Source organism: Leptolyngbya sp. FACHB-8 (assembly GCF_014695575.1).
GTDB lineage: Bacteria > Cyanobacteriota > Cyanobacteriia > Elainellales > Elainellaceae > Vacuolonema.
The window spans coordinates 78,159-90,107 of the sequence record NZ_JACJOO010000055.1 but is presented as its reverse complement, the minus strand read 5'-3'; the positions used below and the strand labels follow the sequence as shown (position 1 = coordinate 90,107).

The 11,949-nt window shown below is 50.6% G+C and carries 9 protein-coding genes; 4 read left to right on the top strand and 5 right to left on the bottom strand.

The annotated features are described in order from the left end of the window. Positions 1-208: 208 nt before the first annotated feature. The 5 genes from H6F91_RS13670 to murF form a co-directional block, all read right to left on the bottom strand. Complete coding sequence (locus H6F91_RS13670) at positions 209-1,012, bottom strand: RMD1 family protein (RefSeq protein WP_190775602.1); 804 nt, start codon at positions 1,010-1,012, stop codon at positions 209-211. A gap of 392 nt (positions 1,013-1,404) precedes the next feature. Beyond that, positions 1,405-1,593 (bottom strand): hypothetical protein, encoded by a 189-nt coding sequence (locus tag H6F91_RS13665; protein WP_190775603.1) that lies wholly within the window; start codon positions 1,591-1,593, stop codon positions 1,405-1,407. A 232-nt stretch (positions 1,594-1,825) separates the two neighbouring features. Beyond that, positions 1,826-3,328: a family 10 glycosylhydrolase gene (locus H6F91_RS13660; protein WP_190775604.1), complete on the bottom strand. Its 1,503-nt coding sequence runs from the start codon at positions 3,326-3,328 to the stop codon at positions 1,826-1,828. Between the two features lie 434 nt (positions 3,329-3,762). After that, positions 3,763-4,959: a lipid-A-disaccharide synthase-related protein gene (locus H6F91_RS13655; RefSeq protein ID WP_190775605.1), complete on the bottom strand. Its 1,197-nt coding sequence runs from the start codon at positions 4,957-4,959 to the stop codon at positions 3,763-3,765. 19 nt (positions 4,960-4,978) lie between these two features. Beyond that, positions 4,979-6,346 (bottom strand): UDP-N-acetylmuramoyl-tripeptide--D-alanyl-D-alanine ligase, encoded by a 1,368-nt coding sequence (gene murF, locus H6F91_RS13650; RefSeq protein WP_190775606.1) that lies wholly within the window; start codon positions 6,344-6,346, stop codon positions 4,979-4,981. Between the two features lie 1,209 nt (positions 6,347-7,555). Between murF and H6F91_RS13645 the strand changes: the two genes are divergently transcribed. From H6F91_RS13645 to H6F91_RS13630, 4 genes are all read left to right on the top strand, one after another. After that, a complete protein-coding gene (locus H6F91_RS13645; protein ID WP_190775607.1) occupies positions 7,556-8,845 on the top strand; it encodes a hypothetical protein in 1,290 nt (429 codons plus the stop codon). A 406-nt stretch (positions 8,846-9,251) separates the two neighbouring features. Then, positions 9,252-9,431 (top strand): 30S ribosomal protein S21, encoded by a 180-nt coding sequence (gene rpsU / locus H6F91_RS13640; RefSeq protein ID WP_190775608.1) that lies wholly within the window; start codon positions 9,252-9,254, stop codon positions 9,429-9,431. A 480-nt stretch (positions 9,432-9,911) separates the two neighbouring features. Then, positions 9,912-11,432 (top strand): DUF697 domain-containing protein, encoded by a 1,521-nt coding sequence (locus tag H6F91_RS13635; protein WP_190775619.1) that lies wholly within the window; start codon positions 9,912-9,914, stop codon positions 11,430-11,432. Positions 11,433-11,445: 13 nt separating this feature from the next. Beyond that, entirely contained in the window at positions 11,446-11,910 is a 465-nt protein-coding gene (locus tag H6F91_RS13630) for an SRPBCC family protein (RefSeq protein WP_190775609.1), read from the top strand. Positions 11,911-11,949 lie beyond the last annotated feature (39 nt).

The window sequence follows — 11,949 nt, the reverse complement described above, 5'->3', positions numbered from 1 at the left end:
TCAGATCACGCAGGGGATGTTTTTGGCGACGGGTCATAGCAGGGCACCCAAGGGTTCCCTACTATCTTGACAGCCGCCTATAAAAAATGGCGATATTCGAGTCAAATGACCCACTAGTAGGCTGCGGCCTAAGTTCGCAACCTATGTTTTGTGTGGGGTGCGAAGCACCCCACACAAAACATAGGTGATGGATTTCCGCCTCAGCGTACTAGGAAACTTGAAGGAATAGATCAAATAGCGACAGCATAATTTCAATCACGATGAGGGTTACGACATACCACTCAACACGTAGGCTGCTGTTGTGTTGCAGGAGGTCTAGCACGGTTTCAGCAGTGGTTGAAATGAGTTGGAGTTTCCGCTCCAAAGTCGTATGTCGTTCACGGATTTCATACTCATCTTCCAAACGGCGGTGTAACCGATCTAGCTCAGGAGAATCCCAGAGGAGATCGGGTTTATCGATAATCTCAACACGGCCTACAATCTTGTGTTGAATGGCAAGGGTAGTTCCCAATTGCCGCAAGAGTTCTTTGCCCCAACGCTCTGTTTTAGTAGAGAAGGCAAGTTCGTTCGCAACAGGCTCAACTTTGTCGAAGACTTTGGCAGTACCTTCTTCGTATTGGGCTAAAACGACGCTTTTGGCTAGCACATCTGCCACAATTTGTAGAGATTCAATGGAAAGACTCTGCAGGTAAATGACGCCGTTGTCAGCCTGTCCTGCTCCAGCAGCCACTAACTTCAATGTAACTTCTTCCGTTTCAGGCGTCTTAAACGGGCTTACAATTAAGGGCCGTAAATGGGTAAGGAATGAGGCTTCCTGAATGGGTTCAAGCCCAAACATAACCACAGCCCCGTAGTCAAAAAGAACGGCATATCCCTGTTGCCCAGCAGATACAACTAACGGCTTTTTGGCTAGATATTCCGTTTGCGCTAGGGAATGAAGATCAAGCTTTTCCCCAAGAAAAATTGCTTGAGCGCGAATAGTCTCGCGGTCTTCGAATAATAACTTTTCCATACCATCCGCCTAAATTTTTGCTGATAAAACAGGAGCTTATGAAGCAGATAACCTTTAAGATTTGGGCCATTTTCTATTAACAGCTTCGAGCGCCCAACATCTTCATTAACAGGTATTAAAACCGCTTCACTACTCGCTCTCCTGCTTCTGGGCTAGCAAAAACCACTGGTTATTCAGCAGAACTACGAATTTTTGCAATTCTGATATGGAACATGTAGGGATCATAAACGGTTAAGGCGGCGATCGCTTCTCAGGAAACAATGCCGTGTCCTAAATGAACGACTGATCAATAGACGTTTTCTTATATAAAGTTTACCGCGCCCTCGCCTCTAGTTCTGGCTTAGGGATTACAGTAAATTTCGCCAACGAATAACTGGCTTTGCTTTCAGAATTTAGAGAGCCGTATTACCAGTTCCTTTATTGATACAACCGTTTTTTTGAGTATGGCGACAAACCCGTTGCCACAATACATCCCGCGTACTGGGCGCCCCGAAGGCAAACTCAACGCGATCGCCCATGACACCGCAGGGCACGATTTTAACTTGGCACACCGGGCACGTTTGAGTGACTGTTTCTGCCATACGCAATCTCTCCCTTCGAAACCAATGAAGCGCAATACCTATCTAAGGTAGGGTGTTTAGAGGAAATGCTCCTAAATTCTCCACCCAGAGACGGACCTTTGCTCTTCAGTTTAGGTCGCAACTTGGGGTTCAGCATCCTCCTTTTGGCGGCACCAGCCTCGGCCATACAGAATCCTCCTGAGAAACGAGTTAATTAACTCTTTTTAGAGATGCTGAAGTTAATTCTAGAAACTCAGCGTAGCTGACAGAATTTCCGTTCCCGATCCAGTTGGGGTTCTTGCCAGGAAAAAGCGAAGTGGCTGACAGTTTGGATCTGAGGAGCCGCCTGGCGAATAGCTAGCATTTGTGCTTCCAAAGACGGCCGGCCGCTCATGGATTGTCCCCAGTTTCCAGCGAGGACAGGCTTGACCTGAGACGAGCTAGATGCCTGGGCAACAACCCGTTGCACCTGGCTCACAATGCAGGTTGTATTGCCACAGGTGGCATAGGACATGGGATGCAATTCTAGGGATTGTGGAAACCGATCCCAGGGTTGGAGCCTTGAATCCAGGCCGTTTTGTCCTACAACTTGATTGCCTTCCGGGAAAAATACCGCACCGGCTGGAATACCCCGTTGTTGGGCTGGAGCAGCAGCTTGCGTGAGAAAGTCGATCACACCTTGATAGGCGTGGGCGATCGCCAACCGCCACAAACCCTGTTGTAAGTAAGGACTCCGCTCCTCAGGAGAAGCCAGAGCAAAGGCGGGATCGGGGTTAAGACTTTGCCATAGGGGCTGAGGTTCTTGGGGATAAATAGCTTGCAGATCGATAGCATCCTGCAAGGTAATGTAACCCTGCTGAAGAAATCGGCGCATAGCATCCTGGCCACTCTGGTTCATCGCTCGCTGCAAGAAGGATTGCTGGGCGGATGGGCCATAAATCCACAAATCCTGTACTCGGCTGGCTACGGACGACGCTCCGGATCCTCGTAAGTAGCGAATGTAATCGAACAAGATACCGTCGGGCTGGCGGCGTAGGACAGCTTGCACGAGTGTTGCGTAATCTGTTCGAGCTTGAGCACTGTAAGGGTCGACAAAAACTTCTTCGCTATGGATGCTGCCATCCGTGTTGACACCGGCTGAGCGAGCAGCTTCCAAACTCGTCTGGCCGTAGCCGTTATAAGCTAAAGCCTGGGATGCGCCTGGCCGTTGCAAGTAGGAATAACCAAAATTCATGCTGAACATCCAGGCGTAAACCTTGAGCCCTCGTTCATGACCTTTGGCGATCGCCTCTGCCATCAAATCCCGCCGCTCATAGCCTGATTCGCGTAATACCGCAGGCCACACGGTTGGATTATCGCCGCTTGGCAACAACACTTGTCCAGATCCGAAGACTTCAATGTAAACCTGGTTATAGCCTTTGCTCACAATACGATCCAGAACGCGTTCCATCTCCCCAGGACGAGCATCGCAGGGGTAGAGCCGCAACCACACCGCTTGGTTTTGGGGCCAGGTTTCGTCTCGACAATCTTCCAATTGTTCGGCATGTTGGCGAACAAGACGTCGGTATTGGTTAAGACTGTCGCGATCGCCCTCTAGACCTCGTTGTCGTAGCTGATCCTTCTGGGTTACTTGTTGGCTTGTGAGCTGGCAGAAGGAGGTACGTTGGGCCTGGGCCTTGGGCGGTGAAACAACCCATCCCAGTAGGGTCAGGGTTAACGCCAGGCTTAAGCTGTGAAAACGCTGGATTACGTGCATGGGTGTTGGCAGTACAGGGGTAGCGAATGATGATTTTGCAGGGTTGAAGCCGCTAGAGGCGTTCGACGCCCAATGTTAACTCAAGTGTTTTTTTCTATTACCAAAAATGTGGCTTTGGGGGTTTGTTTTGAGCATTTCAGGTGTGCTTGCAGCGAGTGTTAAGCGTTAGCGGAGATTTAGTTAGAGAGCAAATTATCCTACTTCCAGTTGGGGCGATCGCCACCAACTCGCCTTGACCCAGGAATTTTGTAGCAGCCATATTGGGCTACTCCGCGTCTACGGGGTTTGAAGTAGATTGAAGTACTGCTAAAGGTTAGATTTTCAGATTGTTAGCCAGATTGGACAGTTCTTCTTTCATTCTCAAGTTCTGCGATCCGGGTATTGCTTGACCAACTGGACAGGGGCATAGCTTTTCCACGCCCTTCTTGAACTGGTTAGAGCAAGTCGAGTAAGCAAGCAGCAATGCGGGCAGCGGCTCCCGGAGTACCCATACGGCGACGGCCATTTAAGGCAATTTGGTGACGATAGTTCTTGTCGTGCCGTAGGGTGCGAATGGTTTCTGTCAGGGATGTAGAACCCTGTAAATAAAGGATGGAGGAACCCAGGAGGCGAGTCTGGGCTTCTGCAAAGGCAGGAGTGAATTGCGGACCTTGGCCCGGAAAAGTAATCACAGGTTTTCCAAGACCAACAGCTTGTTCAGTGGCGGTACCGGCCATTGCGATCGCCAGGTGTGCCCGCTGTAAGGTGTCTGCAAATTCGGTCTGGGTTAATCGTAGGGAGTGGTGTTTCTGGGTAAAGGTTTGGGGAGCAGTCTTCTGCCAGCCTTGCTGGAGTAGAGCCATAACCAGGGGTTCGAGCGAAAGACTGGGGGCGATCGCTCCCACGAACTCTATCGGCTCCGCTTCCTCCACCAAGCTCTGGATCTTCTGAAGTATCAGCTTCCAGTTTTCATAGGCTTCGGGATGGCGGGATCCAGGCAATAACGCAATCGTGATCGGCTCCGTTTCCCAGGATGGCTGAGGGCTATCGGTGTCCAGACCATCCATCATTGGGTTGCCTAAATCAAATACGGGCATGGACCAGCGTTTTAGGGTATCGGCAGTCAGATGATCGCGAGGGAAAACAGCCCGACACCGAGAATGGGCCATAAACCATCGATCCCAAGGTAAATAGACAGATCCTGACCAGCTTTCCATCTGCTCAAACCAGGTGCGCCGCGTTAGCACTCCCGATTCATCCCGGAGATAATATTCCGACTTTGCCGTGCCTATAAAGCTATAAGATGCCCCACTGGCCCAGGCAAACATGAGAGGGACAATATCGCCCACCGCCAAAATATGCCCCCCATCGGCAGCCCATTGGCGCACAGTACGGATTTGGGCCAGAGTCAATTGTACGAGTCCACCCCTTAGATCTCGGGCTAGTTGCCGCCCATCCATATAAACAAAGCCACCAGAGGGCATTGCTTTGACGGTCCCGACAATCGGAATACCAGCTCGCTCGTAGGTACTTCCCTCCCCTACGATCGGCAGCGCTACGAGTTCCTTTTGCCCAAGAGCCTGAAGAGCTTGCAAGACTCGCACGGCGATCGCATCCTCGCCATGGCCATTACTCAAACACAGTAGTCTCATTCCAGGAGCATCCTTTACATCAGGCTGGGGCATCCCCCAAGCGAGCCACAACCTGAGACACCACCTTATCCAATTCCATCGAACGGGATGCCTTAAAAAGGAGGCGATCACCAGGCTGCACCAACGCGCTGAGCCGTTGTGCCAGAGTTTCATGACTTTCAAATGCTTCTGCAGGCACTGGAGCGGCCCCAGACATTAAAGCTTCCTGCTCAGCGGGGTCAGCCAGGACCAGCAAACGATCGAGCTTCAGCTGGCGTACAGCAGCACCGACGCGGTGGTGGAGTTCGGGCGATCGCTCTCCCAGTTCTTTCATCGTGCCCAATACTGCAATGCGTCGCTGACCTGGCGTTTCTGCCAGCAAATGGAGAGCAGCCAACATGGATTCCACTCCCGCGTTGTAGGTTTCATCCAAAATCACCACATCCCCGGGAAGACTGTATCGCTGAGCACGCCCTTTCGGTAATTCCACGGTTATTCCCTGGGTAAGAGGTTCCCAATCAATGCCCACAATGCGAGCTACGGTTAGGCCTGCCAGGAAGTTAAGCGCATTATGTCGCCCGGGCAGAGGCAAAGGAAACGTCAAGCCTTCAACTTGAAGGGTTTGAGCATTGAGCAGGTGGCCCTGAATGTCACCGCCTTCCAAGCCATAGGTAAGGGTTTTTCCGCTCCAAACCTTGGCTGCCGTACTGATCAACCGGGCATTGTCATGGTTCAAAACCGCAATCCCTGTTTCAGGAAGCTGCTCCAGCAGTTCGCACTTGGCCTGAGCGATCGCCTGCTCTGAGCCCAGACGGCCAATATGGGCCGTACCGACATTGGTAATGACCGCAATGTCAGGACGGGCAATCTGGGTCAAGAGAGCAATTTCTCCACTGGCCCGCATTCCCATTTCCACCACAGCAAATTGATGAACCTCAGGATCTAGCTCCAGCAAGGTTTTGGGAACACCAATTTCGTTGTTGAAATTGGCCTGTGTTTTAAGGACAGAGCCGCAAGTTCCCAAAACTGCCGCAATCATTTCCTTGGTCGTGGTTTTGCCAACAGAACCTGTAACTGCAATCACAGGGCCGGGAAATTGCTCCCGCCACCAACGCCCCAGAGTTTGATAAGCCACCAGAGTATCGGGAACCTGCAGGACAGGCAGATCTTCAATGCCCGGAACGGGTTCTGAAACAACAGCAGCGATCGCTCCTTGCTCTAGAGCCGTCCGAACAAAGGCATGGCCGTCAAAGCGATCGCCCCGCAATGCCACGAACAGTGACCCAGGAGGTACAACACGACTATCCGTTGTCACCCCCTGAATAGTTTGTTCGCGGGGCAATCCCCCCTCGCTCACCCGTGCCGCCAGAACATTCACGACTTGCGAAAGCAAACACCGACAACCCATGTTCAAGATTCGCCCATTAGATCAGCAGTCATCATACCGTTTTGCATGGCGCTCCTGTGCTCTCTACCTAAATTGGCAGCAATTCTCATTTTGATATCCAACCCGAAAATAGCCCGTCGAAGGCGGGCTATTTTCGGGTTTCAAAGCTAAGAGTTCGTGCCCGACGGGCACGAACTCTTAGCTTTGAAACCCATACTGAGAATTGCTGCTCAATTGAGTTCATTGGCGAGGAATGGAAAGCGCATCTTCCTCGAAAACATTTTTAGTCGGGATAACCGACTGCAAGTTTGAGGAAATATTGCATTCCTGTGCAGCTCTTAAAATGTTTTTGAAGGTTGAAATGAGTACGGTTTATTTCAACTTTCAAAAACATTCAGGGTTACTATCAATAGCCCAACTCATTAATCATAAAATCCCTAGAAGCTGTGCCGTCTGCCAACTGAGTAGCAAAGCTTTTGGGGATTTTATGATTAATTAAACCTACCATTTTAATAGGCTTTCTAAATGTTCAACCTCTATCGTTGCATCACGTTTCAACCCAGATTTTGCTGCCCCTTCCATCCTTCTCAAGCCTTATACAGGGGAGTTATGAGTATGTTCAGTTTTGCTGTGCCGCAGGAACGCAAAGGGTTGAGCCCTAACTCCCTGAAGTGGCAACAAAACTGAATGAACTACCAAGATAGAGGGTTTCGCCCATCACGCCTAATTTCAATTCACCCGGCATAGTAGATTGGCATCAGCCCTGTTCCTTACAAAATGATTGAGGTATCTACCTGAGTTTCAGTGTAGGTACGGGGTATGCAAAGGGTGCCGAAAGTCAGCAGAATTACCGGATACAACCGTAGGGGAACGATGTAGGTTTAAGTCGTTGCTCCACAACGGTTATTTTGCCAACTTCATCAAAAATTTAAGGGCCTGGTGACTTTGATCACATGGGCTTGATCGGAGCTCACGTACTATTGGATACATAACAGATTCAGCAATGTGCCCTACCATCACAGTTGTGTGTTGGCGGTGGCTCCTTTATTCATTTTCGGTGTCACAAAAAGCCTTGTGTAAAGAGGTGAACTATGAGATGGTGTGAAGTCGAAATTGAATTTAGGAGCGATCGCGAGGAAAACCACACGGCATAGAGCAAGGTTGATGTGATCTATCAGTTGGTTAACGGATAAAGAAGGTTACTCATTTAGGACAGAGGGGAGTGCTGAGGTGACAGCAGCAGTAAGTGGAAGACTACATCGACACATAACTCCCGATGAGCAGCGGATCTACGACCATCTGCTCCACTGGATTGATAAGGAAACGCCCGAGGAAATGCTGGAGCGATTCCGCTCTCTCTTCATTGAGGGAACAAACTATCCTGATCCTGAGATCATGGCGTCTCTGGAACGGGTTGTAGGATCGCGTGCAGCCGCCGACGAGTTTCGCTTCGTACTCAATCGTTGCTGCCACATTTTAGTGAACCGTTGGCAGGCCAATCACTCGCACCAGATGGCCATTCCTAAGCTAATGGAACTGTTTGAGGTGAGTTCTACCTCAGCTTATGTCAGCACCCGGACTCGCGCCAGATCCTTTAAACGTCAGCGCGATTTAATTCGACAATTCACCGAAACTGAACAGTATCATACGCTCCATCGTCTAGCCGAGGTGCTCTCTCAGGCTGCCGAAGCAACCCCTACGAATCGTACCCTGGGTACTCTGATTCGCCGCTACCCTTACCTCTATGAGCACTGTCTGCTCAGCGAGGATGCCACCTCTGAGCATCAGAGTACAGTGCGGCAAATTCAGGTTGAGATGCAGCGGAAATTCGAAATTGACTTGTCCCAATACGTCACTTATCAGGTGCGCCGGGCTCAGTCTGAAGCCGTTTCTCGCGTTCTAACCACTCCTTCTCCCCGGATCATTCAGCCAGTCGCAAACCCGACATTACTGAGTGAGCAAGAGTTTAAGCAGGCTATCAAGCATTATGTAGGCCGGGTAGACGGTTCCCGCTCCTACAAAGACATTGCCCATAGTTTCCTGGTGCAGAGTACGCACAATCAGACCTTCCGCAACTTCAAAGATGATTTGTACGACTACATCACTGTTTCGGTGGGAGGGGATTACGGGCGCCGCAAGTTTAACAAGCAACTGAGCACACATCTGGATTCCATTCTGCCCGACAGCAATAACCAGAAGCTGAATGATTTCCTCATGGTGCGAACCTGTAGTCAGCTTTTTAACTTCCTGGTGGTAGAAAGCTTCCAGTCCCCTAATCACTTTGTGTTTGTGGATTTGCTGACAAACCTTGGCCCTATCCTTACCACAGGAATTCTGCTCAAGATCGTCCTGCTGTGCCGCAAGGTGAAGCCCGTTTTAGAGCGGCGTTTCTCGATTCTATTCTCCCATTACGAAGAGCACACGCGGGATATGGTGCAGTGGCTCGTGATGGCTATGGAGAATTTGCATCTCGCTCTAAGTGCAAACTTTGGTTCCATCGATTTGTCTTTTATTCGTTAAGTATTGAAAGCTTGTTTACTGAGAAATCCGAGGAAGGCTTTGTGCTTTTCTCGGATTTTTATTAGTACTCTGTCAAGGAATTTTTGAGAGGCCTACAACCCCCCAAAAACTCCTTAAATTTCCTAAATTTAATGTTGAAGTGAGGGGTAACCTCACACTTAAACATTGACAGATCACTAGGCAGGCTGAACTTATAAAGACCTACAGCAAAATCTATTGCAGGCGCGACATTCAGGGTCGTTTGAACCGGATGAGATCCGGTAAAATGTGTAAGGTTATTCTGGTTCGATGTGTTTCTGTCGATAGAGCAGCGGGGTGTTGACGGAAAATCGTTATTTTAGGTTTTGTATCCGCTATTCTGAAAAAAGTCCACAATCTTAGAGTCCATTGTCAAGGAGTGTTTCGCATGACCCAAGTGGTCTTAGGAGAAAACGAGGGGATCGAATCTGCATTGCGTCGGTTTAAGCGTCAGGTTTCCAAGGCTGGAATCCTGGCCGATGTAAAGAGCCATCGTCATTTTGAAACGCCGCTCGAAAAGCGTAAGCGTAAAGCGGTAATGGCTCGTCGCAAGCGTCGTTATCGTTAATCTCTAGCTGCTTGTTCTCGGTGCCCCTCATCAGCCCATGGTCTACCTGGATGAGATCTGCTTTTAGGCGATCGCACTCCTCCGTAGCCCTCCAGATTGATGGGGGGCATTGTCTTATTACTAGAGGCTGTTTTAAAGTCATTTTTCGTGCGCTTGGCGCACAAAAAATGACCCTTTTAGTCAGTTTTAAAACATGCTCTAGTGTCGCATTTAGTTAGGAAATTTGGGGAGCAAGTGAGAGCAGTTCTCCCACTTGCCCCTAATGCCCTAATTAAATGCGACAAAGGCTAGATATAGGGACCGGATGATCGGCGTTTCTCTGCTTTACAACCTAATTCTGTACGGGTTCTACGACCCCAGAAGCAATGCATTAGACGATAGGCTTAAAGAGTGGGTTCTACGGTTAATGTGTGCTGATAGAAACCACTCTTTGAGTGTTCACGTCGCCGGGAGGATAGGGTTGTGAGTTTTTCGGCATCGATACCCGAGCCAGAGAAGCAGACTGGGCGCTTTAACTCTCCCCCTGATGCCACAGCGATCGATCGGGACCTGGAGTCGATCCTTGGCGATTTCCGCGATATTCAATCGAACCTGCACTACGAACGCGCTCGTAATGCTCTACGAGATCTGGTCAATAATTTAGATTTGACGGCACGCGAGCGTAGCGGCCTGGAGCCAGACATCCATAGCCTACAAAACCTGTTGGAGAAACTAGAACACCAGGTTGTGAATATTGCCGTCTTTGGGATGGTAGGGCGGGGTAAATCCTCCCTGCTCAACGCCTTGATTGGACAGCCCGTCTTTAGAACAGGGCCAATTCATGGAGTAACCCAAGGCGTAGAAACGGCGAACTGGACGGTGCAGAAGGAAGCGCTTGCAGGAAGCGATCGCCCCATCGTGCGTGTCTCTTTAACGGGTGCAGGCGGCTCTCAGATCCAGGTTATCGACACCCCCGGTATTGATGAGGTGGATGGAGAGACCCGAGAGTTTTTGGCCCATCAGGTAGCCCGTCAAGCCGATCTCATTCTGTTTGTGGTGTCGGGCGATATGACCCGAGTGGAATACGAGGCACTGTCACAGTTACGGCAGGCTAGTAAACCGATGCTATTGGTATTCAACAAAATTGACCAGTACCCCGATGCCGATCGGCTGGCGATTTACGAGAAGATTCGGGATGAGCGGGTGCGAGAACTGCTGTCTCCTGATGAGATCGTCATGGCCTCGGCGGCCCCCATGGTCGCGACAGGCGTACGTCGGCCCGACGGCACCCTGGCAATGCAGATGCAGCGGGGAGAGGCTCAAGTAGATACCGTCAAGCTCAAAATTTTGGAGGTTCTCCATCGAGAAGGAAAATCCCTGGTAGCGTTGAACTCGATGTTGTTTGCAAACGATGTGAACGACCGTCTGGTACAGCGCAAATTGGAGATTCGCGATCGCAGTGCTAACCAGGTGATCTGGAACAGCGTTATGGCAAAGGCGGTAGCGATCGCCCTCAACCCCATCATGCTGGTTGATGTCGTGAGTAGTGCCGTTATCGACGTAGCGATGATTCTGGCACTATCGAACCTCTATGGGTTACCCATGACTCAAAGAGGTGCCACTTCGCTGTTGAAAACCATCGCCATTGGCCTGGGGGGTGTCACATTCAGTGAACTGTTCGTTACCCTGGGATTAGGATCCCTGAAGAGTTTACTGGGAGCAGCAGCTCCTGCCACAGGCGGGCTGTCTCTAGCTCCCTATGTCTCAGTGGCCTTAACGCAGGCCGCAGTAGCTGGGGTTTCGACCTACGCTATTGGCCAAGTAGCCAAGGTTTACCTGGGAAACGGTGCATCTTGGGGACCTGAAGGCCCTAAAACGGTGGTCAAGACCATCCTGGATTCTCTGGACGAAGCCTCCATTCTCAGTCGGATTAAAGATGAACTACGGACAAAGCTGGATTTACAACGTCGGCATCCCTCGGACGCGCCGCTGGAAAACGAGCCGCGCCAAGGTCGGCAGTAGGAGTCGTAAGCGGATGGCCAGCTATCAGGTGTTTGAGCAGTCCATTCAAGTCAATGCGAGTGCGACGTCAGTGGAGCAGTGCTTTACCGATCTGACATTGATGCACCGCTGGTTAAATCCTGCGCTGCGGTGTGAAGCTCTGGGAACCTGGTCTACCGAACTGGACAGCAAAAGCCGCTTTGTGATTCAGGTGCCGCTAGTGCATCCGGCACTGATCAGCACGGTGGTGGAACGGGAACCAGGTCTGGTGGTGTGGCAGTTTTCAGGATTCTTTGAAGGGCGCGATCGCTGGGAGTGTCAGCCTAATGAGCAGGGAACTCGGCTGGTCAACCGCTTCGAGTTCAAAATTCCGAACCCCGTTGTTCGCTTCGGTTTCAATACCTTTGCAGCTCGATGGACACAGCAAGATATGCACGCGCAATTGCGGCGCTTAAAGCGAGTCGCTGAAGAGGTGTATCGGCTGACAGGCCGACTGTAAGAGAACTTACATATTTGTGCCGGGTGTGGTGTACTTCGT

Coding starts and splice junctions, on each gene's coding strand:
- H6F91_RS13655 (WP_190775605.1), bottom strand. CDS start 4,959: ATGAGACTACTGTGTTTGAGTAATGGCCATGGCGAGGATGCGATCGCC.
- murF (WP_190775606.1), bottom strand. CDS start 6,346: ATGGGTTGTCGGTGTTTGCTTTCGCAAGTCGTGAATGTTCTGGCGGCA.
- H6F91_RS13660 (WP_190775604.1), bottom strand. CDS start 3,328: ATGCACGTAATCCAGCGTTTTCACAGCTTAAGCCTGGCGTTAACCCTG.
- rpsU (WP_190775608.1), top strand. CDS start 9,252: ATGACCCAAGTGGTCTTAGGAGAAAACGAGGGGATCGAATCTGCATTG.
- H6F91_RS13630 (WP_190775609.1), top strand. CDS start 11,446: ATGGCCAGCTATCAGGTGTTTGAGCAGTCCATTCAAGTCAATGCGAGT.
- H6F91_RS13665 (WP_190775603.1), bottom strand. CDS start 1,593: ATGGCAGAAACAGTCACTCAAACGTGCCCGGTGTGCCAAGTTAAAATC.
- H6F91_RS13670 (WP_190775602.1), bottom strand. CDS start 1,012: ATGGAAAAGTTATTATTCGAAGACCGCGAGACTATTCGCGCTCAAGCA.